The sequence below is a fragment of the Pseudarthrobacter niigatensis genome (genome assembly GCF_030812615.1).
GTDB lineage: Bacteria > Actinomycetota > Actinomycetes > Actinomycetales > Micrococcaceae > Arthrobacter > Arthrobacter niigatensis.
In genome coordinates this window covers 405,939-430,961 of sequence record NZ_JAUSTB010000001.1, presented here as the reverse complement: position 1 = coordinate 430,961, position 25,023 = coordinate 405,939, and the positions used below count along the sequence as shown (strand labels likewise).

General features: G+C 65.8%; 21 protein-coding genes. 13 read left to right on the top strand and 8 right to left on the bottom strand.

From position 1 onward, the window contains the following. Positions 1-52 precede the first annotated feature (52 nt). From J2T23_RS02045 to J2T23_RS02025, 5 genes are all read left to right on the top strand, one after another. Positions 53-727 (top strand): hypothetical protein, encoded by a 675-nt coding sequence (locus J2T23_RS02045; RefSeq protein ID WP_370871414.1) that lies wholly within the window; start codon positions 53-55, stop codon positions 725-727. A gap of 19 nt (positions 728-746) precedes the next feature. Beyond that, positions 747-1,253 carry an HAD domain-containing protein gene (locus tag J2T23_RS02040; protein ID WP_141160536.1) on the top strand — a complete coding sequence of 169 codons (507 nt, stop codon included), beginning with the start codon at positions 747-749 and terminating at the stop codon, positions 1,251-1,253. Positions 1,254-1,405: 152 nt separating this feature from the next. Further along, positions 1,406-2,653, top strand: coding sequence for an inorganic phosphate transporter (locus tag J2T23_RS02035; RefSeq protein ID WP_141160535.1), 1,248 nt, complete (start codon positions 1,406-1,408; stop codon positions 2,651-2,653). Further along, positions 2,650-2,871 carry a hypothetical protein gene (locus tag J2T23_RS02030; RefSeq protein WP_141160534.1) on the top strand — a complete coding sequence of 74 codons (222 nt, stop codon included), beginning with the start codon at positions 2,650-2,652 and terminating at the stop codon, positions 2,869-2,871. Before J2T23_RS02035 ends, J2T23_RS02030 begins: the two co-directional genes overlap by 4 nt. Positions 2,872-2,945: 74 nt before the next feature. Then, the gene (locus tag J2T23_RS02025) at positions 2,946-3,506 is read left to right on the top strand and encodes a dihydrofolate reductase family protein (RefSeq protein ID WP_141160533.1); all 561 of its coding nucleotides are present in this window, start codon (positions 2,946-2,948) and stop codon (positions 3,504-3,506) included. A gap of 11 nt (positions 3,507-3,517) precedes the next feature. Here the strand turns inward: J2T23_RS02025 and J2T23_RS02020 are convergent, their stop codons facing one another. Further along, complete coding sequence (locus J2T23_RS02020) at positions 3,518-3,982, bottom strand: hotdog fold thioesterase (protein WP_141160532.1); 465 nt, start codon at positions 3,980-3,982, stop codon at positions 3,518-3,520. Between the two features lie 217 nt (positions 3,983-4,199). On the opposite strand from J2T23_RS02020, the gene polA reads away from it, so the two are divergent. From polA to rpsA, 3 genes are all read left to right on the top strand, one after another. Further along, a complete protein-coding gene (gene polA / locus J2T23_RS02015) occupies positions 4,200-6,842 on the top strand; it encodes a DNA polymerase I (protein ID WP_370871413.1) in 2,643 nt (880 codons plus the stop codon). A 76-nt stretch (positions 6,843-6,918) separates the two neighbouring features. Further along, a complete protein-coding gene (locus J2T23_RS02010) occupies positions 6,919-8,217 on the top strand; it encodes a GNAT family N-acetyltransferase (RefSeq protein ID WP_307356675.1) in 1,299 nt (432 codons plus the stop codon). Between the two features lie 235 nt (positions 8,218-8,452). Beyond that, positions 8,453-9,928 (top strand): 30S ribosomal protein S1, encoded by a 1,476-nt coding sequence (rpsA, locus tag J2T23_RS02005; protein ID WP_018761235.1) that lies wholly within the window; start codon positions 8,453-8,455, stop codon positions 9,926-9,928. Positions 9,929-10,071: 143 nt separating this feature from the next. Here the strand turns inward: rpsA and J2T23_RS02000 are convergent, their stop codons facing one another. From J2T23_RS02000 to J2T23_RS01985, 4 genes are read right to left on the bottom strand one after another with little or no spacing between them, the layout of a single operon-like run. Next, on the bottom strand, positions 10,072-10,572 hold the full coding sequence (locus J2T23_RS02000; protein ID WP_307356672.1) for a GNAT family N-acetyltransferase: 501 nt from the start codon (positions 10,570-10,572) through the stop codon (positions 10,072-10,074). Further along, entirely contained in the window at positions 10,556-11,245 is a 690-nt protein-coding gene (locus J2T23_RS01995) for an IMPACT family protein (protein WP_307356670.1), read from the bottom strand. The genes J2T23_RS02000 and J2T23_RS01995 overlap by 17 nt, the downstream gene beginning before the upstream one ends. A 10-nt stretch (positions 11,246-11,255) precedes the next feature. Further along, positions 11,256-12,536 (bottom strand): ABC transporter permease, encoded by a 1,281-nt coding sequence (locus J2T23_RS01990; RefSeq protein WP_307356668.1) that lies wholly within the window; start codon positions 12,534-12,536, stop codon positions 11,256-11,258. Positions 12,537-12,538: 2 nt separating this feature from the next. Further along, on the bottom strand, positions 12,539-13,477 hold the full coding sequence (locus J2T23_RS01985) for an ABC transporter ATP-binding protein (protein WP_141160526.1): 939 nt from the start codon (positions 13,475-13,477) through the stop codon (positions 12,539-12,541). A gap of 57 nt (positions 13,478-13,534) precedes the next feature. Between J2T23_RS01985 and coaE the strand changes: the two genes are divergently transcribed. The 4 genes from coaE (at position 13,535) to J2T23_RS01965 (ending at position 19,631) form a co-directional block, all read left to right on the top strand. Next, positions 13,535-14,749, top strand: a complete 1,215-nt coding sequence (gene coaE / locus J2T23_RS01980; RefSeq protein WP_307356666.1) for a dephospho-CoA kinase — start codon at positions 13,535-13,537, stop codon at positions 14,747-14,749. A gap of 79 nt (positions 14,750-14,828) precedes the next feature. Beyond that, entirely contained in the window at positions 14,829-16,943 is a 2,115-nt protein-coding gene (uvrB, locus tag J2T23_RS01975) for an excinuclease ABC subunit UvrB (protein ID WP_141160524.1), read from the top strand. 188 nt (positions 16,944-17,131) lie between these two features. Further along, the gene (locus J2T23_RS01970) at positions 17,132-18,160 is read left to right on the top strand and encodes a TerC family protein (RefSeq protein ID WP_307356663.1); all 1,029 of its coding nucleotides are present in this window, start codon (positions 17,132-17,134) and stop codon (positions 18,158-18,160) included. Between the two features lie 127 nt (positions 18,161-18,287). Further along, positions 18,288-19,631 carry an MFS transporter gene (locus J2T23_RS01965; protein ID WP_307356661.1) on the top strand — a complete coding sequence of 448 codons (1,344 nt, stop codon included), beginning with the start codon at positions 18,288-18,290 and terminating at the stop codon, positions 19,629-19,631. Here J2T23_RS01965 and J2T23_RS01960 read toward each other — a convergent pair. From J2T23_RS01960 to J2T23_RS01950, 3 genes are all read right to left on the bottom strand, one after another. Next, entirely contained in the window at positions 19,605-20,954 is a 1,350-nt protein-coding gene (locus J2T23_RS01960) for an alpha/beta fold hydrolase (protein WP_307356659.1), read from the bottom strand. The two genes, J2T23_RS01965 and J2T23_RS01960, sit on opposite strands and share 27 nt — an antisense overlap. Continuing rightward, on the bottom strand, positions 20,947-21,453 hold the full coding sequence (locus J2T23_RS01955; RefSeq protein WP_307356657.1) for a GNAT family N-acetyltransferase: 507 nt from the start codon (positions 21,451-21,453) through the stop codon (positions 20,947-20,949). Before J2T23_RS01955 ends, J2T23_RS01960 begins: the two co-directional genes overlap by 8 nt. 64 nt (positions 21,454-21,517) lie before the next feature. Further along, positions 21,518-24,055, bottom strand: a complete 2,538-nt coding sequence (locus J2T23_RS01950; protein ID WP_307356655.1) for a DEAD/DEAH box helicase — start codon at positions 24,053-24,055, stop codon at positions 21,518-21,520. 96 nt (positions 24,056-24,151) lie between these two features. Here J2T23_RS01950 and J2T23_RS01945 point away from each other — a divergent pair, with 96 nt between their 5' ends. Beyond that, the gene (locus J2T23_RS01945; protein WP_307356653.1) at positions 24,152-24,931 is read left to right on the top strand and encodes a trans-aconitate 2-methyltransferase; all 780 of its coding nucleotides are present in this window, start codon (positions 24,152-24,154) and stop codon (positions 24,929-24,931) included. The last annotated feature ends 92 nt before the right edge of the window (positions 24,932-25,023 follow it).

The window sequence follows — 25,023 nt, the reverse complement described above, 5'->3', positions numbered from 1 at the left end:
GCTTCTTGAGGCCACGCCCCCGGACTGCGAGGATTAAGGCGTGAGGTCCTTGATGGAGTTCCTGTCCGATAAATGGTGGATGGTGTTTCCACTGATGGCTTTTGCCGGCCGGTGGGCAGGTGGCTGGCGGCGTTCGGCGGAGCGCCGCCACCGGCGCCGGGTTGAACTCCATGCCCTCAAGAACCAGGCGGTGGAAGCCGAGAAGGCGTCGACGGAGGAGGTGCGCGCGCTGATGGCCACGCACGATGCCACCAACCGCCGTTGGCTGGAGTATGAGCTCGACGTGGGCAAACTCATCGACTTCCCCCTCATGACCGACGTCCGCGAACCCCTCACCGTGGCCTTCCTTCGCGCTAAACGGGAAGCCGACGGGCAGCGTCCAGCGAACGCCGGAGACCTGCGGTCCGTGTCCGGTCTGGACGCGTACCGGCAGGCGGTCAACAACTTCGCCGTGGCCCTCGACGTCGCCGAGCGTGAAGCGCGCCGCATCAGGGACAGCAAATTCAGTGGACCCGAGCGTGAACGCCTTGCCACAGCCCGCAAACTGCTGATGATCGCTGAGAACTCGGCAGCCACTCCCGCCGAACGGCAGGCAGCCTACAAACGGGTACGGCGCGAGCTGGACGGCCTCATAGCGCTGCCGGACGTTACCCTCGCAGCGCTCGAGGAGAAACTCGCCCCGGAACTGGACGCCGGTCCCCGGGCCGCGCAGCTCCACGGCGGCTGAAGCTGCCCGGGGCTGCGGGATGGAGTGCACCCTCTATCTGGACGTCGACGGAGTCATCTGTCCGTTCAGCCCCGAAGGGACCACCGGCTGGGGTTCCTCCTGGCAGCACGCCGACGCCGGGTTGCTGCCCGTAGCCTTCGCGGCCGAGCTCGTGGCAGGGCTGAACTCCCTGGCCCTGATGCCGGGACTGCGGTGCGTCTGGCTCACCAGCTGGGAGGAACTCGCGCCCCAATACCTGTGCCCCGCCATCGGACTCAAGGGCGGCGGCTGGCCGTACCTGGCCGCAGACGGCGCAGCCGGCGGGACTGGCTGGTGGAAACTCCGTGCCATCCAGGACGACGTCGAAGAAACCGGGCCGAGGGCGGTCGCCTGGGTGGACGACCAGCTCGCATTCGAGGCCGAAGCGCAACGATGGGCAGGTTTCCTGGGGCGGCGCATCCTCACGGTCTCACCCCATCCACGGCACGGAATCACGCCCGCGGAACTCGACCGGATCCACGCATTTCTGGCCCGACCCGTGTTTTGACCTCATGCCGTGGACGCGTACGATCGATAAGGTTTCCCACCGGTTGTGCCAACAACACAAGTCATTCCACGCAAACAGCTGGTGAACTATGCTGTCCACGGCAGCCTGGTACGAGAAACTGCTGAACGTCGACTCTGCAGATTGGGCAACAGGTGGATATCACCTTCATGGTGGCGCTGGTCATTGGACTGGCACTATTTTTCGACTTCACGAACGGCTTCCACGACACCGCGAACGCCATGGCTACGCCCATCGCAACGGGTGCCATCAAGCCCCGGACAGCAGTGGCCCTGGCCGCCGTCCTGAACCTGGTGGGTGCTTTCCTGTCCACGGAGGTGGCCAAGACCGTTTCCGGCGGCATCATCCGCGAGGGGTCCGGAGGCGTGCAGATCACTCCCGAAATCATCTTTGCCGGGTTGATGGGGGCCGTTCTGTGGAACATGGTCACATGGTTGAAGGGCCTGCCCTCCAGTTCCTCGCATGCCCTCTTCGGCGGACTGATCGGCGCCGCTGTCGTGGGAGCGGGCTTCAACTCGGTCAACTTTGAGAGCCTGCTGCAGAAGGTCATCCTGCCCGCGGTCTTCGCCCCCGTTATTGCAGGGCTTGCCGCCTACGTATGCACCCGCCTGGCCTATGCCCTCACCGCACGCCAGGATCCCGAGACGGGGTCCAAGCTCACCCAGAAACGCGGTGGCTTCCGTACCGGCCAGGTCTTCACCTCCAGCCTGGTGGCGCTGGCCCACGGCACCAATGACGCACAGAAGACCATGGGCATCATCACGCTGGTGCTGATCGCTGCCGGCAGCCAGACGCCCGGCTCCGGCCCCCAACTCTGGGTGATCACCGCCTGCGCCCTTGCCATCGCCATCGGAACCTATGCCGGCGGCTGGCGGATCATCCGCACCATGGGCTCGGGCCTGACCGAGGTCAAACCCGCGCAGGGCTTCGCCGCCGAAACCAGCACCGCCTCTGCCATCCTTGCTTCCTCGCACCTCGGCTTTGCCCTCTCCACCACGCAGGTGGCTTCCGGTTCCGTGATCGGCTCCGGCATGGGACGCCGCGGCACCACAGTCCGCTGGAACATGGTGGGCAAGATCGCGCTGGGGTGGCTCTTCACATTGCCGGCTGCCGGCGTCGTCGGCGCCCTGACCGCGCTGCTGGTGAAGACCGGCGTCGTTGGTGTCCTCATCGCCGCGATCGCCGGCACCGCGGCGGTCCTGTTCATGTTCTTCTACTCCCGCAAGTCTTCCGTGAGCCACCAGAACGCCGTCGAGGTCGAGGAAGCCGGCCAGGCCGTCCGGTTCGCCAAGAAGAAGGCCCTGGCGCGCGCCCGGGCGGAAGCAAAAGCCAAGGCGCAGGCTGACGCCAAAGCCAACAACTCCAAGGAGAATCAGCGATGAAGTGGTTGGAACTCCTGACCGTTGCAGGCACCACGCTCGTGTCAGCGGCAATTGTGGTGACCCTCTACTCGCTTGGGGTCCGGTTCACCGCCATCGCCGGCGATGCCCAGCAGGCGTCCCCCGGGGTCAAGCGCTCCATCGCGTACCTGTGCTTCGGGCTGTGCGGGGTAGCTGTGCTTCTCGGGCTGTACCTGATCATCCCGTACTTCACCAAGTAGCAGCCCCGGGGCTGGCGGCGCACACCATTGGCCGGCCTGTTGGCCCAGCAGGGCCTGCTGGCTAGGCTGGGGCCATGCCGCGCATCCAATACTTTGTGGCCGCGTCCCTCGACGGCTTCATTGCCACACCCACGGACGATCTCGACTGGCTGCTGCAGTTCGACGGTTTCGACGGCGGGACCGACAGTTACAACGACTTCATGGCCGGTGTGGGCTGCATTGTCATGGGCGGGGAAACCTACGCCTGGCTGATGGAGCATGAACCCGGTACCTGGCCGTACGACGGTACGCCCTGCTATGTCTTCACCCACCATGAACACCGTGCACCGGACGGGGCAGACATCACCTTCGTGCGCGGGGATGTGCGGGAATTCACGGCAGACTTCCGCCAGGCGGCCCGTGGCCGGAACATCTGGGTGGTGGGCGGCGGCAAGCTGGCGGCCCAGTTCGCCGACGCCGGCCTGCTGGACGAGATCATCCTCTCCGTCATACCGGTGGTGCTGGGGGAGGGAAAGCGGCTGCTGCCCATGAAGGGCCCGACGCCGCCACTGGAGTTGGCTGCCTCACGCACCCTGGGCCGGGGGATCGTGGAGTTGCGGTACCTTCTTCACCCGGCGGCCGGCCGGCAGTCCTGAGGCCGCGCGCGTCAGCCGGCGTTGTCCCGCAGCAGGTTGGTGATCCGCGCCGTTGACAGGCGCCGTCCCTGGGCGTCGGTCATGACGATTTCGTGGGTGGCCAGGGTCCGGCCCAAATGGACCGCCGTGCAGGTCCCCGTCACCAGGCCCGTAGCGATGGACCGGTGATGCGTGGCGTTGACTTCGATTCCGACGGCGTGGCGTCCCGGCCCCGCGTGCATGCCGGAGGCGAAGGAGCCCAGGGTTTCGGCGAGGACCACGTGCGCGCCGCCGTGCAGGATTCCGGCGACCTGCGTGTTGCCCTCAACCGGCATGGTGGCGACCGTCCGTTCAGGGCTCATCTCCAGGAAATGGATCCCCATCTTGACCACCAGGGCACCGACCCCGAAGGCGCCCAGCCAGTCGTGCATATGGTCGGGGATCCCGGCGGCCGCCAGCTCTTTGGCGAAAGGGCCCGGCGTGAAATTGTCTGTCATGGCAACTAGGCTGGCACCTGTGAGTGAAACAACCAAACCGGCTCCCTTCCCGTCCCAGGCCATCGATGAGGGGGCTGCCGGGCAGCGCCCCGCCGACGCCCCAAAGCCTGCAGTGACGAGCGCCGCCCCCGCCGCCGGCGGGTCTGTTTCAGCCACCGAAGCGCCGGTGGTTCCCATCACCAGCCAGCCGCGGCTGCTGGTCCTTGATGGCCACTCGATGGCCTTCCGTGCCTTCTTCGCGCTGCCGGCGGACAAGTTCTCCACCTCCAACGGCCAGCACACCAACGCCATCCACGGCTTCACCTCGATGCTGATCAACCTCATCAAGGAGCAGCAGCCCACCCACATCGCGGTCGCGTTCGACGTCTCTGACGAATCCACCCACCGCAAGACCGAGTACAGCGAGTACAAGGGCGGCCGGAACGAAACCCCCCGTGAAATGAGCGGCCAAATCGACCTCATCGGCCAAGTCATGGAGGCCTGGGGCATTAAGACCATCAAGATGCCCGGCTACGAGGCCGACGACATCCTGGCCACCCTGGCTGCCATGGGCGAGAAAGCAGGGTTCGAGGTTTTGCTCGTTTCCGGAGACCGGGACGCATTCCAGCTCATCACGGACAACGTCTTCGTGCTGTACCCGCGCAAGGGAGTCAGCGACATCCCGCGGATGGATGCTGCCGCCATCGAGGCGAAGTATTTTGTCAGTCCGGGGCGCTACTCCGACCTCGCCGCCCTGGTGGGGGAGACGGCGGACAACCTTCCCGGTGTTCCCGGGGTCGGACCCAAGACCGCAGCCAAGTGGATCAACCTCTACGGCGGCCTCGAAGGCGTCCTGGAACACCTCGATTCGATCGGCGGCAAAGTGGGCGATGCCCTGCGGGAGAATGTTGACGCCGTCAAGCGCAACCGCCGGCTGAACCAGCTCCACACCGACCTCGAGCTCCCCGTCACCCTCGACGACCTCTACCAGCCACGCCCTGACCAGGCCGCCATCGAGGACCTCTTCGACCAGCTCGAGTTCAAGGCCATCCGCGGCCGGTTATTTGCCCTGTACGGCGACGCAGACACCCCCGCCGCGGAGCGCGAAAGCATCGAAACCCCGAGTTACAGCACCCCTGCCGGTGCCGCGGAGCTGGCCGCGTTCCTGGCCGGCGGCACCGGGCAGCGGTCAGCGCTGGCCGTCGACCTCGTGCCCGGCCGGATCGGGGAGGACGCTGCAGCGGTGGCAATTGTCCGCGGGGACGCGGCAGTCCATGTCGACCTTGCCGGCCAGGACGCTGAAACCGAAAACGTGCTGGCCACATGGCTGCGCGATCCCGGGGCGCCCAAGGTGATCCACGGTTTCAAAGCCGCACTCAAGGCACTTTCGGCCCGAGGACTGGAGCTGGAGGGCGTGGTGGACGACACCTCCATCTCCGGCTATCTGATCCAGCCGGACCGCCGCACGTACGAACTGGCTGAACTCGCCCAGCACCACCTCAACGTGGGCATACCGGCCGCCACGGCCAAGGCGGGTCAACTGGAGCTGTCCTTCGACGGCGACGACACGGCGGCAGCCGACGCCCTGGTCCAGGCCGGCGCCGTGGTGCTGGCCCTGAGCCGCTACTTCGAGGACGAACTCAAGGACCGCCGCGCCGAGGAACTCCTGTCCACCCTGGAGCTGCCGGTCAGCCGCGTCCTGGCGGACATGGAACTCGCCGGTATTGCCATCGACATGGACAAGATGGACGACCAGCTTTCCGACCTTGCCAGGGTGATCGACCAGGCCCAGGAACAGGCATTCGCCGCAATCGGCCACGAGGTCAACCTGGGCTCGCCCAAGCAGTTGCAGACTGTCCTGTTCGACGAACTCCAGCTCCCCAAGACCAAGAAGATCAAGTCCGGCTACACCACCGATGCTGCGTCCCTGAAGAACCTGCTGGAGAAGACCGGGCATGAGTTCCTGGTCCAGCTCATGGTACACCGGGAGGCCGCCAAGCTGCGGCAGATGATCGAGTCGCTGAAGAAGTCCGTGGCCGAAGACGGGCGGATCCACACCACCTACGCCCAGAACGTGGCAGCTACCGGCCGCATCTCGTCCAACAACCCCAACCTGCAGAACATCCCCATCCGCAGTGAGGAAGGCCGCCGCGTGCGCGGCATCTTCGTGGTCAGCGACGGGTACGAGTGCCTGCTGTCAGCTGACTACTCGCAGATCGAGATGCGCATCATGGCACACCTTTCCGGCGACGCAGGCCTGATCCAGGCCTACAAGGACGGCGAGGACCTGCACCGGTTCGTCGGTTCCAATATCTTCCACGTCCCCACGGACCAGGTCACCAGTGCCATGCGCTCAAAGGTCAAGGCCATGTCCTACGGCCTGGCCTACGGACTGACGTCCTTTGGCCTGTCCAAGCAGCTCGAGATCTCCGTCGATGAGGCCCGCACCCTCATGAAGGACTACTTCGACCGCTTCGGCGCCGTCCGGGACTACCTCCGTGGAGTAGTGGACCAGGCCAGGGTGGACGGCTACACCGCCACCATTGAAGGCCGCCGCCGCTACCTGCCGGACCTCACCAGCACCGACCGCCAGCTGCGCGAGAACGCCGAGCGGATCGCGCTCAACAGCCCCATCCAGGGGTCCGCCGCCGACATCATCAAACGCGCCATGCTGGGCGTCCACGCCGAACTTCAGTCCCAGGGGCTGAAATCGCGGATGCTGCTCCAGGTCCACGATGAACTGGTCCTCGAAGTGGCCGCCGGTGAACGCGCAACCGTCGAGAAACTCGTCACCGAGCAGATGGCTGCCGCAGCCGACCTCAGCGTGCCGCTGGAAGTGCAGATCGGCGTCGGCCCCAGCTGGTACGACGCCGGCCACTAGGCTTCACGCCGGCCCAGCAGGCGGCCGGTGCGTTTGTGCTGGTCAAGCGACGGATCCATTGGCTAGGCTCGGGTAAATGGGTGATCTGAGCGGAAACTATGAAATCCGGCGCTTTCCCGCCGTGTCCAAAGGCAACGAAGGGTACGCGGAGGCCGAAACCTGGGCCAAGGCCGTTGGGTTCGGTTTCCACGACTCCACCCGAACGCCCGAACACCGGGAGCGGTCCCTTGCCACCTACGAGGTCGATGGCCGGATCTTCACCGGGGCGTACCAGACCGGTCCCGTGGCCCCGTCCTCGCTGCCTGCCGAGGTGCCCGTTGCCACGTTCGGGACCTTCCGCAAGACCCTGAACATTGGTTTCGGCCGCATGCTGGAGACGCAGATGGTCACGGCCGTGACCGTCCGCACTTCGCACCGCCGGCGCGGCCTCCTGCGCCGCATGATGACCGAAGACCTCCAGGCCGCCAAGGACGACGGCGTCGCCATGGCAGCACTGACAGCCTCGGAGGGCAGCATTTACGGCAGGTTCGGCTACGGCGTGGCAAGCCTCGAGCGCACCGTGAAGGTGGACACCACGGGCCGGTTCACACTGCGGCACACGGCCACGGGCGCCGTGGAAGTGGCGGACCCCAAAACACTGCTGGACGTGGCTCCCGCCGTGTTCGAACGCGTCCACCGGCACACGCCCGGGTCCCTCGGCCGGCAGGAATGGTACCGGCACCTGGCCTCCGGGTCGCTGGGACGCGACGGCAAGGAAGATCCCGCCATCAAGGTGGCGCTGCACTACGGCCCGGACGCAACCATCGACGGCTACGTCTCCTACAAGTTCCTTGGCTGGGACACCACCCCCTACACGGTGGAAGTTGTGGACCTTGTGGCCGCCACCGACCACGCCTACCTCGAACTCTGGCAGTACCTGGCGGCCATCGACCTCGTTGAACGGGTCACCTGGAACGAGGCCCCGGTGGATGATCCCCTTGCCTGGGCCCTGGCTGACCCCCGCTGCATCGACGCCTCGGACAGCCGCGACATGCTCTGGCTCAGGATTCTCGACGTTCCGCGTGCCCTCGCTGCGCGGCACTACCCGGCCGATGGCCGGCTGGTCCTCAACGTCGATGATCCGCTCGGCCTCACGCCGGGGATTTTTGCCCTGACCGTGGAGGGCGGCCAGGCCGCCGTCGAACGCCTCCCCGAAGGCACGGCCGCCGATCTCGAACTGGGGGTCTCCGCGCTGTCCTCGATCTTCCTCGGTGGTGTGTGCCCGGTGACCCTGAAGGCTGCCGGCGCCATCAGCGAGCTGCGGCCGGGGGCCGCCCTTCGGGCGCGGCAGATGTTTGCGGTGGAACGGGCGACGCACTGCCTGACCCACTTCTGAGCCCCGTCCCGGCTCCCCGCCCGCTTTGACCCCCATTGCCGGCAGCGACTAGAATGAACGGGCGTGTACCACGTGCACGCGCTTGCGGTCCTCTAAAGACGGCATTGAAAGCAATCCACAAATCAGGATGACCCGGGGAATCCATCGGATTCACCGAGAATCGCGCCTGCGTTCCATAACGCGGGCGCGCCGGTTTGCCTGACCGACTAACTATCCACAACGGAGCCCCTACTACATGACCATCACCTCCACCGAGAAGCCCGGTACCCCCGTAGTCGCGATTAACGACATCGGTACCGCTGAGGACTTCCTCGCAGCTGTCGACGCCACCATCAAGTACTTCAACGACGGAGACCTCGTCGAAGGTACCGTCGTCAAGGTCGACCGCGATGAAGTCCTGCTCGACATCGGTTACAAGACCGAAGGTGTCATCCCCTCCCGCGAGCTGTCCATCAAGCACGACGTTGATCCCGGGGACGTTGTCTCCGTTGGCGATCAGGTCGAAGCCCTGGTGCTCACCAAGGAAGACAAAGAAGGCCGCCTGATCCTCTCCAAGAAGCGTGCTCAGTACGAGCGCGCCTGGGGCGACATCGAGAAGGTCAAGGAAGAAGACGGTGTCGTCACCGGTACCGTCATCGAGGTCGTCAAGGGTGGTCTTATCCTCGACATCGGCCTGCGTGGCTTCCTGCCCGCATCCCTCGTCGAGATGCGTCGTGTGCGCGACCTTGCTCCGTACATCGGCCAGCAGATCGAAGCCAAGATCATCGAGCTGGACAAGAACCGCAACAACGTTGTGCTGTCCCGCCGTGCATGGCTCGAGCAGACCCAGTCCGAGGTCCGCTCCACGTTCCTCAACAAGCTGGAAAAGGGCCAGGTCCGTCCCGGCGTCGTTTCCTCCATCGTCAACTTCGGTGCATTCGTGGACCTGGGCGGCGTAGACGGCCTCGTCCACGTTTCCGAGCTCTCCTGGAAGCACATCGACCACCCGTCCGAGGTTGTCGAAGTTGGCCAGGAAGTCACCGTCGAGGTTCTCGAGGTCGACCTGGACCGCGAGCGCGTCTCCCTGTCGCTCAAGGCTACGCAGGAAGATCCGTGGCAGACCTTCGCCCGCACCCACGCCCTCGGCCAGGTTGTTCCGGGTAAGGTCACCAAGCTCGTTCCGTTCGGTGCGTTCGTCCGCGTCGAAGACGGCATCGAAGGCCTGGTCCACATCTCCGAGCTCGCCGTGCGCCACGTTGAGCTGGCCGAGCAGGTTGTCTCCGTTGGTGACGAGCTGTTCGTCAAGGTCATCGACATCGACCTTGAGCGCCGCCGTATCTCGCTGTCCCTCAAGCAGGCCAACGAGGGCGTCGACGCCGACAGCACCGAATTCGATCCCGCTCTGTACGGCATGGCCGCAGAGTACGACGAAGAGGGCAACTACAAGTACCCCGAGGGCTTCGACCCCGAGTCCAACGAATGGCTCGAGGGCTACGAGAACCAGCGCGCCGCCTGGGAGCAGCAGTACGCTGACGCCCAGACCCGTTGGGAAGCACACAAGAAGCAGGTTGCCCAGCACGCTGCCGACGACGCTGCAGCTGCAACGTCCGGTGACAGCGATTCCGGCGCCACCAGCTACTCCTCCGAGCCTGCTGCCACCGACACCGGTGCCGGCACCCTGGCTTCGGACGAGGCACTTGCTGCTCTCCGCGAGAAGCTGACCGGCAACTAATTGCCACCGCCCGGACTTCCCGGGCTGACACAGTGGGCCCCCGCGAAAGCGGGGGCCCACTGTGCTTTAAAGCGCCCGCCGTGCATTCCGGTCAATAGGAGCCTGGTGCCCTGGCCGCCGTCCGGACGGCTCCCGCTACCGCGCTAAAGGTCGACGACGGCGAGGACCGTCCCGTCGTCGTCGTGCGTCAGTGCCGCGCCTGCTGCGGTGAGCAGCCGCTGGGCGCTGAGGTTCCCGGACAGGGTACGCGCCGTGACGCGCTTCAGGCCTGCCCGGCGGGCCTCCGCCAGGACGAGGTCCAGGGCGGCACCGCCGATCCCCTGGGAACGGAAGCTCCGGCCAAGCCAGATGCCGGTCCCCGCAGAGGGGATCCCGGCCGTGGGGTCGCGCCTGAGCCGGACGGAGCCGGCAATGCAAGAACCGTTGAAGACGGCCCAGGACTTTTCCGCCGCAGGACCGTCCAACCCGGCGGCGGCAGCGCGGTGGTAACGGTAGAACCAGGCCGTGCGCTCGAGGTTCCAGCCAGGGCCGCCCAGCGGGGGCGCCACTTCATCAGGGGAGGCGTCGCGCTTGGCCAGTTGGAGCAGCCGGTCAGCCACTGCCTCATCCACGTCCGCCAGTGTCACATCAGTCGAGGGGCTCATCGATCCATTCCGTCCCGTCGGGAGTAAGCTCGGCGGCGCCTGCCGTTAGCTGGAGCAGCCGGTCAGCCGCGGCAGCAATGGCGGCAGCGTTGTCAGCCACCGCAATCCGCAGCACAGCGCGCCGGTCCTGGTAGCTGGTGTCCGCCATGACCATGCCCGCGGCGCGCAGATCGTTCTCCAGCCGCCCCGCTGCCGCGTGCGGAACGGCGGTGGAACAGATCCGGCGCCTGCTGCGCCGGACGAGGGGCGCCACGTCCAAGGCTGTCGAGATTGATTCCGAATACGCCCGGACCAGGCCGCCCGCGCCCAGCAGTACCCCGCCGAAATAGCGCACGACGACGGCACTGACGTCGCTGAGGTCAGCCACCCCCGTGGCGGTTTCCCTTTTCAGCAGCGCTTCGAGCATGGGGATCCCTGCGGTGCCTGCGGGTTCGCCGTCGTCGCTTGAACGCTGGACGGTCCGGTCCGGCCCGATGACGAATGCAGAGCAGTGGTGGCGGGCATCGTGGAACTCGCGGCGAAGGCCGGCCACCAGATCACGGGCTATGTCTTCCGTGCCCGCCCTCCGGAGGACCGTGATGAACCTGGAGCGCTTGACCTGAAGCTCATTCCGGACGTCCCGGCCCGCTGCCAGCGTGGTGTAGGAAGTGGCCCGGCTCTCTTGCTCCTGCATCCGGCCCAGTCTAGTGGGGCGCCGGCTGGTGTTGTGCCTCGCCGGAACGGCGACGGAAGGTACTCGTGATGGAGAGCTTCCCTGTGTATTGGATGGAGCCGTAGCGGAACAAATGAATGGCCAGGCGCATGACCAGGATTCCCACGATGAAGAGCTCGGCAATGGTGACCACTGATTCAACCGGGCCGAGCGTGCCGAAGCCATTACGGAGCATCGCGGTGACCGGGGCCGACAAGGGGAAATACGTGAACACCTGGACAATTGGGGAGTGCGGGTCGCTGAGGATGAGGCTGATGGCATAGAAGGGCACAAAAATGAGGGCCATCAGCGGACCAAAGATGACCCCGGCTTCCTTGGCGTTCGGCATCACTGCGCCAATCGCGCCCAATACGGCGGTGAAGAGTGTGAACCCGCCCAGCAGGAGCAGTGCCCCCACCAGCAGCGGCCCCGGTTCGAAGACGATCTCCCTCAGATCGATGTCCGGAAGCGAAAGCCGCTCGCGAAAGAAGGCATACCCAATCACGATTGGGGCCAGGAACACGGAAATCTGCACCAGGCCAACCAGCAGCAGGGAAATGATCTTGCCCACGATCAGTGTGGTCGGATTCAACGTAGTGAGGATCATCTCGGTGACCCGGTTTTCCTTCTCTTCCAGGGTGCTGTTCAGCATCTGGTTCGAGAGCAGGATGATCGTGATGTAGAACAGCACAAGGAACATCAGGGGCGGCAGGGCGGCTCCGAAACCGCCGGAGACCTGGCCGTCCCGATAGGTTTCCGTCTCCACCTTGATGTTGCCGCCGGAGGCCGCGGTGATGGCTGCGGAACCGATCTTGGCCTGCGCTGACAGGGCCAGGAGCTGTTTGGCGACCGCCTCGTATTTGCCGTTGTCGAATACGCCCTTGTCAGCACCGTAAACCTTCACTGCCTCCGTGGCAGGATTGGCCGGGAAGGCGAAAAAGGCTTCGATGCGTCCCTCCTTCACCTCACGGGCCCCGTCGGTGGAGCTGTCCGCCCTGGTGCCGCCCATTGCGGCGGCAACCTGGTCCGGGATGATTCCCGACCTGTCCGTATAGCTGAATGCCAGGGCAGCGTTTTTCTGCGCATCGGCGGAGGCGCTCCTTGAGCTGTTGCTGATGAAGAGCAGCCCGAAGATGATGGCCATAACCACCGGAATAGCCAGGGTCGCGATCCAGAACCGCGGCTTTTTGGTGGTGCGGACAAACTCGAAGCCCACCACGGTGCCGAGGTTGTGGCGGCTGGGGGAGGATTTCCTGGCCGGTGTCGTCGTCATGGTCAAACCCTTCCGGCCGCGTGCTGTTCGCCGTATACCTGGATAAAGATCTCCTCAAGGGAGACCCTGGAGGTGGTAAAACCGCTGACCGGCAGTCCAGCGGCAACCAGCTCCCGAAGGACTGCCGCTTCATTGCCGCCGGGCCGCGGGACGAGTTCAGCGCGGCCGCCTCCCTGCCGGACCACGTCGTACAGCGTTGAGGAGGGCAGGACCTGGTCTCCCGCATAGGAAAGACGGTAGACCGTGCCGCCGAATTGATCCTGGACGTCAGCTACCGTCCCATAGGCGCGGGAGGTGCCGTCCTTGAGCAGCACCACCCGGTCGCAGAGGCGCTCCACTTCCTCCATCTGGTGGGTGACCATGATCACCGTTGCCCCGCCGCGCTTGTGTTCCTCGATGATGTCCATCAGCAGGCGGCGGTTTACCGGGTCGAATCCCTTTGTAGGCTCGTCCAGGATCAGGAGTTCGGGGTCGTTCATGATGGTGACGCCGAGCTGCACCTTCTGCTGCTGGCCGCTGGAGAGTTTGTCCAGGGTCATGGTTGCCTTGTCCGCCAGCTGGACGCGTTCCAGGTATGCCAGGGACCAGCTGCGGGCCTGCGATTTGCCCAGGCCCTTGAGCCGGCCGAAATACACCATGACATCCAGGACAGGTTCCTTCTTGTAGAGGCCCCGTTCTTCCGGAAGGTACCCCAGCCGGGTCCCATCACCGGGTTCGAAGGGCTTTCCGTCGATGTGCAGAACTCCGGACGTCGGCTGGTAGATGCCCAGGAGGGCGCGGAGGGTCGTTGTCTTTCCCGAACCGTTGCTGCCAAGGAACCCGAATGTCTCACCTGCCTGGACATCGAAGGACAGGTTCCGAATCACGGTGGTGTCACCGAAATCCATCCGGAAATCCTCGATATGGACCAGCGGCTCCGCTGCCGCACCCCCTGCAGTCATGCCTTCAGCCTATCCGCATTGGCACCGGATGCAGCTGCGGCTAAGTAGGGTGGGGGTGTGCTGAGAATCGGGTTGACGGGCGGGATCGCCTCAGGGAAGTCGGTGGTGGCCGCGCATTTGTTGGAACGCGGCGCCGTGCTGGTTGACGCGGATGCGCTGGCCCGGGAAGTTGTGGAGCCCGGGACTGAAGGGTTGCAGCGCATCGCGGAGGAGTTCGGGGCAGGGATGCTCGACGACGGCGGGCGGCTGGACCGCGCCCGTCTGGGCGCGGCGGTCTTCGGCAATCCAGAGCGCCTCGCCGCCTTGAACGCCATCGTCCACCCACTGGTGCGCGCCCGCGCCGCCGCCATCACGGCCGCGGCGCCCGGTGACGCCGTGGTGGTCCAGGACATTCCCCTCCTGGTGGAGACGGGCCAGGGCAGCAGCTTCCATCTGGTGGTGGTCGTCGATGCACCGGACGACGTGCGGCTGCAGCGCATGCTCGAGCACCGGGGAATGACCAGGGAAGCAGCGCGTGCCCGGATGGACGCCCAGGCCACGCGCGGTGACCGGCTGGCCGCTGCCGATGCCGTCCTGGACAACTCCGGTACGGTGCAGCACCTGCTGGTCCAGGTGGACCGGCTCTGGGACGGGCGGCTGGTCCCCTTCGCCCGCAACCTGGCTGCGGGCCAACGGGCCGCCCGGAATGGCGGCCCGGTCCTGGAACCGCACCGGGCTGACTGGGCGCAGCAGGCGGCCCGGATTGGGGCCCGGATTGCGGCGGCCGCCCCGGAGCAGATTTTGGCAGTGGACCACATCGGATCCACGGCTGTTCCCGGCCTCTCCGCCAAGGACGTCATCGACCTCCAGGTGGCTGTGCCGGACCTTGCGGTCGCCGCTGCGATCGCACCACTGCTGTCCGCTGCAGGCTTTCCGGCGGTACGGGACGTCGAAGCCGACACTCCCAAGCCCAACGCCCCGGACCAGGGCGAATGGTTGAAGCGGTTCCACGCCAACGCAGACCCCTGCCGCGCCGTCAATGTGCACGTGCGCGCGCACGGTTCGGCTGGATGGCGGTACGCGCTCATGTTCCGCGACTGGCTGCGGAGCGATCCCTCGGCCCGGAGCCTCTATGAAGCGCACAAGGCGGAGCTTGCGGCGGAGCACGCGGGCCCGGACAGCACCAGGTCCTACGCGGAGGCCAAGGAACCGTGGTTCACTGACGTCGCCTGGCCCCTGATGGCGGCGTGGGCCAGAGCCACCGGGTGGGAACCGCCGTCGTACGGTTCCTGACCCCGCTCCACGCCTGGCGGATGTTCGCCCGTAACGGATTGGACCCATCACTGTCGGTGCCCGGCGGTAAATTGGATTCATGAGCCTTGCGCAGGAGATCAACCGTGTTGTAGCGCCCTTCGAAGTGATCAGCGAGTTTAAGCCCGCGGGCGACCAGCCGGCCGCCATCGCGGAGCTGACCGAACGCATCAACAACGGGGAGAAGGACGTTGTGCTGCTCGGTGCCACCGGCACCGGCAAGAGCGCCACCACCGCCTGGCTTATCGAGCAGGTGCAGCGGCCAACCCTGGTCATGGTGCAGAACAAGACCCTTGCCGCCCAGCTCGCCAACGAATTCCGCGAACTGCTGCCCAACAACGCGGTGGAGTACTTCGTCTCCTACTACGACTACTACCAGCCAGAAGCCTACGTGGCGCAGACGGACACCTTCATCGAGAAGGATTCCTCCATTAACGAGGAGGTTGAACGGCTCCGGCACTCCGCCACCAACGCGCTGCTGACCCGCCGGGACGTGATCGTGGTGGCCACCGTGTCCTGCATCTACGGCCTGGGAACCCCGGAGGAATACATCTCCGGGATGGTCACCCTGCGCAAGGGCGCAGAAATGAACCGGGACGACCTCCTCCGCAAGTTTGTTTCCATGCAGTACGCGCGCAACGATGTCGACTTCCACCGCGGCACCTTCCGCGTGCGCGGCGATACCGTGGAAATCATTCCCATGTACGAGGAACTGGCCATCCGGATCGAATTCTTCGGCGACGAAATCGAGAACATCCACACCCTCCACCCGCTCACCGGTGAGGTCGTCCGCGACGAGGAAGAGATGTACGTCTTCCCGGCTTCCCACTATGTGGCCGGCCCGGAACGGATGGCGCGGGCCATCAAGCGGATCGAGGATGAGCTGGCCGACCGGCTCAAGGTGCTGGAAAGCCAGAACAAGCTCGTCGAAGCCCAGCGGCTGCGGATGCGCACGACGTACGACCTCGAAATGATGCAGCAGATGGGCTTCTGCAACGGCATCGAGAACTACTCAGCGCACATTGACGGCCGCGGGCCCGGCACCGCGCCGCACTGCCTGCTCGACTACTTCCCGGACGACTTCCTGCTGGTGGTGGACGAGTCCCATGTGACGATCCCCCAGATCGGCGCCATGTACGAAGGAGACATGTCGCGCAAACGGAACCTGGTGGACTTCGGGTTCCGGTTGCCTTCTGCCATGGACAACCGGCCGCTGAAGTGGGACGAGTTCCTGGAACGCGTTGGCCAAACCGTTTACCTGTCAGCCACGCCCGGCAAGTACGAGCTGGGTAAAGCGGACGGTTTCGTCCAGCAGATCATCCGGCCCACCGGCCTGGTGGACCCCGAGGTGGTGGTCAAGCCCACCAAGGGGCAGATCGATGACCTCCTCGGCGAGATCAAGACCCGGGTGGAGAAGGATGAACGCGTCCTGGTGACCACGCTGACCAAACGCATGGCGGAGGACCTCACCGACTACCTGCTGGGCCACGGCGTGAAAGTCGAATACCTGCACTCTGACGTCGACACCCTGCGCCGCGTGGAGCTCTTGCGCGAGCTGCGGCTGGGTTCCTTCGATGTCCTGGTGGGCATCAACCTCCTCCGTGAGGGCCTGGACCTTCCGGAGGTGTCCCTGGTCAGCATCCTGGATGCGGACAAGGAAGGCTTCCTGCGCTCCTCCACCTCGCTGATCCAGACCATCGGACGTGCCGCCCGCAACGTCTCCGGCCAGGTGCACATGTATGCGGACCGGATCACCGACTCCATGGCCAACGCCATCGACGAAACCAACCGCCGCCGCGCCATCCAGGTGGCGTACAACAAGGAACACGGTGTCGATCCGCAACCGCTGCGGAAGAAGATCGCCGACATCACGGACCAGTTGGCCAAGGAAGACGCCGATACCGATGCGCTGCTGGGCAGCTTCGACTACGGCAAGGGCAAGCGTGGCATCACGGGGGCGAACAAGGCCGCTGCCAGGAAGGGCGCGGCGCAGGTCCGTTCCGACGGGCTGGCCGCCGCACCGGCGGAGGACCTGGTGGGCCTGATCGGGCAGCTCACCGAACAGATGCATGGAGCCGCGGCGGAGCTGCAGTTCGAGGTGGCGGCACGGATCCGCGATGAGGTCAGCGAACTGAAGAAGGAGCTGCGCCAGATGCAGGCGGCAGGGCACGCCTGACGTCCGCGGGCGGATGCCCGGCTTGGGGTACAGTTAAAGGACGTAGGGGAGTATCCCAAGCGCTACGATCGTCAACACGCAGGGCATCGTTGCCCTGCCGGGCGTAGCGGGCCGCCACATCAGCACAAAGTGCACAGGCTGGCCGGAGAGACTTACACCATTTTGTGTACCCTGCGAAAGGCTTTCCCGTGCTCGATTTGCCCCTGTGGTTTGAGGTTGGCTCATTTGCCGTCCTCGGCCTGATTCTCCTGGTTGACCTTCTCCTGGTGGTGCGGCGGCCGCACGAACCGTCCATGAAGGAAGCCGGCCTGTGGGTGACCTTCTATGTCACCCTTGCCCTGGCATTCGCCGGAGCCATGTTTGCGTTTACGGGGCCCGAATTTGGCAGCCAGTTCGTCGCAGGCTGGGTAACCGAGTACAGCCTCAGCATCGACAACCTGTTCGTCTTCATCATCATCATGGCCAGGTTCTCCGTGCCCCGGAAGTACCAGCAGGAAGTGTTGATGGTGGGCATCATCATTGCGCTCATCCTGCGCGGCATCTTCATCATGCTCGGCGCCATCGTGATCGAGCAGTTCAGCTGGGTGTTCTACATCTTCGGCGCGTTCCTGCTGTGGACAGCCTGGAAGCAGGCCCAGGACGAGGGTGAAGAGGAAGAGGACCGGGAGAACCCGCTGATCGCGAAGATCCGCAAGGTCATCCCGATGTCGGAGAAGTTCGACGGCGGCAAGCTGCGTACCGTGGTCAACGGCAGGAAGGTCTTCACTCCGATGGTGATCGTCTTCATCACCATCGGCCTCACTGACCTCTTGTTCGCAGTGGACTCCATCCCTGCGATCTTCGGCCTCACCCAGAGCCCCTTCATTGTCTTCACCGCCAACCTCTTCGCGCTGATGGGCCTGAGGCAGCTCTACTTCCTGCTCGGTGGCCTGATGAACCGGCTCATTTACCTCAAGCACGCCCTGTCCTTCATCCTGGCGTTCATCGGTGTCAAGCTTGTCCTGCACGCCATGCACGTCAACGAGCTTCCCTTCATCAACGGCGGACACCACATCGAGTGGGCACCTGAAATCCCCACGTTCGTCTCTCTCGCAGTGATTGTGGGCACCATCGTCGTTGCGGTTTTCGCCAGCCTGCTCAGCTCCAAGGCCCAGGCTGCCAAGATCGATCCGCGCCTCGAAGAGGACGCCCGGAAGAGCCACAGCGACGCCGAGTAGGCACGCACCCGCCTCTTTACATCAGGTAATCCCGGCCCCACGGCCGGGATTACCTGTTTAAGCCTCCGCAGGACGCATCGGTCCGCACCCCCTGTGGGATGCGCAGACGCAGGACTATGCTCGAACCATGGTCCGCACGATTCCGATGGATCCGGGCGCGCGACGGGTGCAGCGGCGAACCGTCCTGCTGTTGAGCCTGGCCCAGGTGTTTGGTGGGCTGGGGACCGGATCAACCGTATCCATCGGCTCCATCCTGGCCGTGGAACTCTCGGGTTCCAGCGCCTGGGCGGGTTCGGTGGCCACCGTGATGACCCTGGGTGCCGCGGCGTCGGCCCTGCCGTTGGCCTCGCTGGCTGAACGCCGTGGACGGCGGGCTGGGCAGGTGGCCGGCCTCTCGGCTGCCTTGGCCGGCGCAGTCCTCATGGTCCTGGCCGTTGTATCCGGGCTTTTCGTCCTGCTGGTCCTGGGGTCGGCAGGCATTGGCATCGGCACGGCAGCGAGCCTGCAGGCGAGGTTTGCCGCCGTGGACCTGGCCACCGCCGAACACCGCGGCCGGGCATTGTCCACCGTGGTCTGGGCGGTGACGGTTGGTGCCGTCGCCGGACCCAACCTCATCCAGCCCGGAACGGTCGTGGGAACACTCCTGGGCCTTCCTCCCATCGCGGGCCCGTTCGTGATTTCCGGGGCCGGCCTCCTCATCGCCGCGGTGCTCCTGTTCGCCGGCCTGCGGCCTGACCCGCTCCTGCTGGCACGGCAGCTTGCCGCGGCGTCCATCGTGCCAACCGTGCCCGGGGATGGGGAACGCCCGGCCGCAGCCGCGCCACGCAGCCGGGGGTCGCTTCGCCGCGGCCTGCATGCCATTCGCGGTTCCCGGACTGCGCTGCTCGCGGTTTCGGCCGTCGTCGCAGCCCACGCCGTGATGGTTGGGGTCATGTCCATGACGCCACTCCACCTGCAGCACCTGGTGGAAGGGCCGGGCCAGCACGCGGGCCACATTGCCGCTGGCGACGTACTGGTCATCATCGGTTTCACCATCTCCCTGCACATCGCCGGGATGTTCGCGCTGTCTCCGTTGATGGGGTGGCTGACCGACAGGGCGGGGAGGCTGGAGACCATCATTATTGGCTTCATGCTGCTGATCGCCGCCGTCGCGGTGGCCGGCCTGGGGGAGTCCTCAACCGGCGCGGTGGCGGTGGGACTGGTCCTGCTGGGCATGGGTTGGTCTGCTGCGACGATCTCCGGCTCCACGCTGCTGGCCGAAAGCGTCGGCAGGGAAGTCCGTGTGGCCGTGCAGGGCGTGTCCGACATGCTGATGGGCGCAGCAGGTGCCGTAGGCGGGGCGGCGTCCGGGCTGGTCCTGGGCTACGCCGGCTACCTCGGCCTGAACCTGCTCGGCGGACTGGCCGGAGCAGCCGTCCTGGGCGCCGCCGTCGTCACCCGGACATCACGCCGGCGGTCGGCGGCCGCCTGAGCGTGCCATGCCCAGCAGGCGGGCAAAAATCCGCTCACCGTCGTCGGCGATCCCGTCATGATGGAAGTCGGCAGTCTCCCAGACCTGCAGCCCGTTCACAGCGGCTGCAGTCCGCAGGGACAGATCCCGGTCCACGTAGATGTCATCCGTGTATACCGCCGCCGCGGCCGGAACGGTGTTGGCCGCCAGCACCCGGGGGTCGTAGAGCGGCTTCCAATCCTGCTTGGCTGCCAGCAGGTCAGCCACCTCGCGCAGCGGCTCCAGTGCGGGGTCCTGTTCGAAGTACCACGGGTACACCATTTCGCCGGTCAGGAGCAGTGGTTCGGCGTCAGGCCTGAACCAGGGGTTCTCGCCGAGGATCCGCCAGGCTGACCAGTTGGTGGCCTGGTCCTGGCCGTAGATGGACTCGTGCATCAGCGCATACAGCGGGTTGGACCGTCGTGAGACCACCCCCTGCAGCTGCTCCAGGAAAGTGTCCGACAGCCGGGGGACGCCGGACGTCTCCACGAACGCGTCCTCCAGCAGGTAATGGAGGCTGTCCACGCGGGTGTTGCCGCCCAGGAATGCGCCCGCCATCTGGAACCGCCCCACCGTGAGCGGGCTCCCGTCAGGCATGAATTCGGAGGTGCTTCGGAGGTGGCGGGCGATTCTCTCAACCGTAGCCCTGTCCTCCGGGTACCAGGCGAAGTACTCGTCGTTGCGGGCCGCGACGCGCTGGTAGGTGGCCCGGTACACGTCATCCGCGCTGCCTGAGAGCGGCGCCAGCCCGCCGGTGATCAGCACCTCCTGCAGTCCCTCCGGCGCGAACGACAGGTAGGTCAGGGCGCAGAAGCCGCCGTAGCTCTGGCCGTAAACGGTCCAGGCGGGCGAGCCCAGTGCGTGGCGGATCAACTCGGCGTCCGCCACGATCGAGTCAGCGCGGAAGTGCTCCAGGAACGCTGCTTGTTCAGCGGCGGTCCCACGGCCGGGCAGGGTGTTGCGGTCAAGGGGGGTGGAGAGCCCGGTGCCGCGCTGGTCCAGCATCAGGATACGGAAGTCCTGCGCTGCGGCCTTGCTCCAGCCGCCCAGGGAGCCCCACCGGTTGCCGCGCCCGCCCGGGCCGCCCTGCAGGAAGAGGAGCCAGGGAAGTTGCGCGGCGGCCTCCGGGGTGTGGGCGGCGGATACGTATTCACGGGCGAAAACCGTGATGGCCTCGCCGGCGGGCTCGGCATGGTCCAGGGGGACTGTGAAATAGTGCTCCACCGTGCGCATCCCGCGGAATTCGTGCCTGGCCCTGACCTCATGTCCCGAAGCGGGGGCTGATGCCCGGCGCACGTCAGCCATGGGCGGCAGCGGGAGCGGAGGTTGCCTGGCCGAAACGGTCCAGTGCCACGCCCGTCAGGCGGAACGTGGACCAACCGTCCATGGGCCGCGCGCCGAGGCTCCGGTAGAAGTTGATGGAGGGCTCATTCCAGTCCAGCACGCTCCATTCCACCCGCGCGTAGCCCTTCTCCACGGCAATCGCCGCCAGGTGCTGGAGGAGGGCCTTGCCGTGCCCTTCGCCGCGGGCAGCGGGGCTGACGTACAGGTCTTCCAGGTAGATCCCGTGCACGCCCTCCCACGTGGAATAGTTCAGGAACCACAACGCAAAGCCCTGCACCGCGCCGGCACTGTCCTCGGCCATGGTGGCAAAGACGCGCGGGTTCACGCCGAACAGGGCCTGCTCCAGCATTTCCGGGGTGTTCCGGACGGCGTCGGGTTCCTTTTCGTAACGCGCCAGCTCGTGGATCATCCGGAGGATGGCGGGTACGTCTTGCAGGGTTGCGGGGCGGATTGAACTCATTGTCCGAGCTTACCGCCGGGTCCGCCGCGCCCGCCGCAGCGCATGCACCGGCCCAGTCCGGGGGCTAGAGCCGGTTCACGTCCGTCACCCTCACCACGGCCGTTCCGGTCGCGTCGGAGTCCGCCAGGTCCACCTCTGCCGAGATGCCCCAGTCGTGGTTGCCGGCAGGGTCGTCGAAGATCTGGCGCACCTTCCAGGTCCCGCGTTCTTCGGTGATGATCAGCAGACCTGGGCCACGCGCGTCCGGCCCCGTCCCGATGTCGTCGTGTTCGTCGAAGTAGTCATCCAGCGCATCCTCCCAGCGCTCGGCACCCCAGCCCGAGGCGCCGTCGAGCTCTCCCAACGCAGTGGCGTCCTCATCGGCGAACAGCTCCACGCGGCGGAACATCTCGTTCCGCACCATGACCCGGAAGGCGCGGATGTTGGAGGTCAGCGACGGCGGCGGGGGTGGTGGAGCGTCGTGCGGCGTGGGCATCACACCGGACGCCAGCTCTTCCCACTCGTCGAGGAGGCTGGAGTCCACCTGCCGGACCAATTCCCCGAGCCAGGCGGTCAGGTCCGTCAGGTCCTCACGAAGCATGTCCTGCGGCACCGTCTGCCGGAGTGCCTTGAAGGCGTCCGCGAGGTACCGCAGCACGATGCCCTCCGACCTGGCCAGTCCGTAGAACTGGACGAATTCGCCGAAGTTCATCGCCCGCTCGTACATATCCCGGACCACGGACTTGGGGGCGAGCTCGAAGTCGCCCACCCATGGCGCGGCCTTCCGGTATACCTCGAACGCCTCGCCAAGGATTTCCGCGAGCGGCTGGGGGTAGGTGACCTCGTCCAGCATGGCCATCCGCTGGTCATAGTCGATGCCGTCGGCCTTCATGGCCGCCACAGCTTCGCCGCGGGCCTTCTTCTGCTGCGCCGAGAGGATCTGCCGGGGTTTCTCCAGGGTCGCCTCGATGACGGACACCACGTCCAGGGCGTACGACGGCGACTCCGGGTCAAGGAGGTCCAGTGCGGCAAGGGCGAAGGGGGAGAGCGGCTGGTTCAGGGCGAAGTTGGGCTGCAGGTGTACCGTCAGGCGGACTGTGCGGCCATCCGGGCCCTGTTCCTCCGGCGGGATCCGCTCGATGACTTCGGCGGCGAGGAGTTCGCGGTAGATTCCCAGCGCCTTTTTCATGAGCCGCAGCTGGGAGGAGCGCGGCTCATGGTTTTCGGTCAGCAGCCGCCTGGCGGCGGCGAAGGGGTCGCCGGGCCGTTCCATCAGGTTCATCAGCATGGCGTGCGTCACCGTGAAGCTGGAGGTCAGTGGGTCGGGGACGGATTCCACCAGCCGTTTGAATGTCGGCTCGCCCCAGGAGACAAAACCTTCGGGCGGCTTTTTCCTGACCACCTGGCGGAGCTTTTTCTGGTCGTCACCGAACTTTGCCGTGGCCTTCGCCATGGCCTTGACGTTTTCAATCACGTGCTCGGGCGCCTGGACCACCACCGTCCCCGCGGTGTCGTAACCCGCCCTGCCGGCCCGGCCCGCAATCTGGTGGAACTCGCGTGAGTTGAGCAGCCGGGTGCGGACGCCGTCGTACTTGCTCAGGGCGGTGAGCAGCACGGTGCGGATGGGGACGTTGATGCCCACGCCCAGCGTGTCCGTCCCGCAAATAACCTTCAGGAGTCCCGCCTGGGCCAGCTGTTCCACCAGCCGGCGGTACTTGGGCAGCATGCCGGCGTGGTGTACACCGATTCCGTGCCGCACCAGCCGGTTCAGCGTCTTGCCAAATCCGGCGGCGAACCGGAAATTGGCAATGAGGTCCGCGATCTTGTCCTTTTCCTCCCGGGTGCAAACGTTGATGCTCATCAGGTTCTGGGCGCGGTCGATCGCCTCAAGCTGGCTGAAGTGCACCACATAGACCGGCACCTGCCTGGTGGACAGCAGTTCCTCCAGCGTCTCGTGGACCGGTGTCTGGTGGTAGTAGTAGTGCAGCGGAATGGGCCGCTCCGCAGAACTCACCGTGGTGGTGGCGCGGCCCGTGAGCGCCGTGAGCCCCTCCTCGAACCGGCTGACGTCACCCAGGGTTGCGGACATCAGGAGGAACTGTGCCTGCGGAAGCTCCAGGAGCGGGACCTGCCAGGCCCAGCCGCGCTGCGGGTCGGAGTAGAAATGGAACTCATCCATGACCACCGCGCCCAGCTCCGCCGCGGAGCCCTCCCGCAGCGCGATGTTGGCCAGGATCTCGGCGGTGCAGCAGATGATGGGCGCATCCTGGTTGACCCCCGAATCACCGGTGATCATGCCGACGTTCTCCGCGCCGAAGATGTCGCACAGCGCAAAGAACTTTTCGGACACCAACGCCTTGATGGGCGCGGTGTAGTAGCTTCGCCGGCCCTGGGCCATGGCCTGGAAGTGCGCGGCGATAGCCACCAGCGACTTACCGGATCCGGTCGGAGTGGCCAGGATGACGTTGGCCCCGGTTGCCAGCTCCATGATCGCCTCGTCCTGTGCCGGGTACAGGGACAGCCCCCGGGACTCGGTCCAGTCCACAAAGCGGCTGTACAGGGCGTCGGGGTCGACGGCGGCGTTGGGGACGGACAGATCGCTCAGCTGGTCAACGAGTTTCATTGACTTCAACCTTAGTGCCACGTTGCGGCCGCATCGGGCGCTCCGGGAGGGTTAGGCTTCGCCTTGCCCGTGTGCATGCTAGAACCTGGAGAATTCATGAAATGGGACCCCGCAAAGTACGTCCAGTTCGATGACCACCGGAACAGGCCGTTCTTCGACCTCACCGGCCGGATCCATGCCGACCGTCCCGCACGGGTCGTTGACCTCGGCTGCGGTCCGGGGAACCTGACCGCGTCCCTGGCTGAACGGTGGTCCGAAGCCCAGGTGGTTGGACTGGACTCGTCTGCCGAGATGCTGGCACGCGCGGCCAGGCTGGCAGAGGTCGTTCCGGGCCTGTCCTTTGAACAGGCGGACATCGCAACCTGGATGCCCACCGGGGAGACGGACGTCGTGGTCAGCAACGCAGCCCTGCAGTGGGTGCCCGGCCACCGGGATCTGATGCGCCGGTGGCTGGACGCCCTCCGGCCGGGAGCCTGGTTTGCCCTGCAGGTGCCCGGAAACTTCAACGCCCCGTCACATTCCCTGATGCGGGAGCTCGCAGCGTCTGACCGCTGGTCAGGCAAGCTGGGCGGCGTGCTGCGGGGCGGGGAAACCGTGGGGGAGCCGGGGGACTACCTGAACATCCTGCTCGACGCCGGCTACGCCGCGGATGCCTGGGAAACCAGTTACCAGCAGGTCCTGCAGGGGCCCGACCCCGTACTCGAGTGGGTCCGCGGCACCGCACTGCGCCCGGTCATGGGCGTCCTCGGAAGCGAGGATGCCGGGCGCTTTGAATCCGAGTACGCGGCGGCCCTGCGGGAAGCTTATCCGAGCGGCCCCCACGGCACGGTCTTCCCCTTCAGGCGGATCTTCGCCGTGGGCCGGAAGAGGGGTTAGCACCGGCCCTCCCAACATGTTTTCGGACCAGTCACAGCGTGTGACTGCAGCTGAAAGTGATCTGGCTTACAATGGCGACTGTAGTTTAGGGG

What these genes read in the sequence shown, in the direction of transcription:
- J2T23_RS02000 (WP_307356672.1), bottom strand. Translation starts at nt 10,572, where the DNA reads ATGAGCCCCTCGACTGATGTGACACTGGCGGACGTGGATGAGGCAGTG.
- J2T23_RS01960 (WP_307356659.1), bottom strand. Translation starts at nt 20,954, where the DNA reads ATGGCTGACGTGCGCCGGGCATCAGCCCCCGCTTCGGGACATGAGGTC.
- J2T23_RS01955 (WP_307356657.1), bottom strand. Translation starts at nt 21,453, where the DNA reads ATGAGTTCAATCCGCCCCGCAACCCTGCAAGACGTACCCGCCATCCTC.
- J2T23_RS01990 (WP_307356668.1), bottom strand. Translation starts at nt 12,536, where the DNA reads ATGACGACGACACCGGCCAGGAAATCCTCCCCCAGCCGCCACAACCTC.
- J2T23_RS02025 (WP_141160533.1), top strand. Translation starts at nt 2,946, where the DNA reads ATGCCGCGCATCCAATACTTTGTGGCCGCGTCCCTCGACGGCTTCATT.
- J2T23_RS02045 (WP_370871414.1), top strand. Translation starts at nt 53, where the DNA reads ATGGAGTTCCTGTCCGATAAATGGTGGATGGTGTTTCCACTGATGGCT.
- J2T23_RS01995 (WP_307356670.1), bottom strand. Translation starts at nt 11,245, where the DNA reads ATGCAGGAGCAAGAGAGCCGGGCCACTTCCTACACCACGCTGGCAGCG.
- J2T23_RS01945 (WP_307356653.1), top strand. Translation starts at nt 24,152, where the DNA reads ATGAAATGGGACCCCGCAAAGTACGTCCAGTTCGATGACCACCGGAAC.
- J2T23_RS02010 (WP_307356675.1), top strand. Translation starts at nt 6,919, where the DNA reads ATGGGTGATCTGAGCGGAAACTATGAAATCCGGCGCTTTCCCGCCGTG.
- polA (WP_370871413.1), top strand. Translation starts at nt 4,200, where the DNA reads ATGGCCTTCCGTGCCTTCTTCGCGCTGCCGGCGGACAAGTTCTCCACC.
- rpsA (WP_018761235.1), top strand. Translation starts at nt 8,453, where the DNA reads ATGACCATCACCTCCACCGAGAAGCCCGGTACCCCCGTAGTCGCGATT.
- J2T23_RS01950 (WP_307356655.1), bottom strand. Translation starts at nt 24,055, where the DNA reads ATGAAACTCGTTGACCAGCTGAGCGATCTGTCCGTCCCCAACGCCGCC.
- J2T23_RS02040 (WP_141160536.1), top strand. Translation starts at nt 747, where the DNA reads ATGGAGTGCACCCTCTATCTGGACGTCGACGGAGTCATCTGTCCGTTC.
- uvrB (WP_141160524.1), top strand. Translation starts at nt 14,829, where the DNA reads ATGAGCCTTGCGCAGGAGATCAACCGTGTTGTAGCGCCCTTCGAAGTG.
- J2T23_RS02030 (WP_141160534.1), top strand. Translation starts at nt 2,650, where the DNA reads ATGAAGTGGTTGGAACTCCTGACCGTTGCAGGCACCACGCTCGTGTCA.
- J2T23_RS01965 (WP_307356661.1), top strand. Translation starts at nt 18,288, where the DNA reads ATGGTCCGCACGATTCCGATGGATCCGGGCGCGCGACGGGTGCAGCGG.
- J2T23_RS02020 (WP_141160532.1), bottom strand. Translation starts at nt 3,982, where the DNA reads ATGACAGACAATTTCACGCCGGGCCCTTTCGCCAAAGAGCTGGCGGCC.
- J2T23_RS01985 (WP_141160526.1), bottom strand. Translation starts at nt 13,477, where the DNA reads ATGACTGCAGGGGGTGCGGCAGCGGAGCCGCTGGTCCATATCGAGGAT.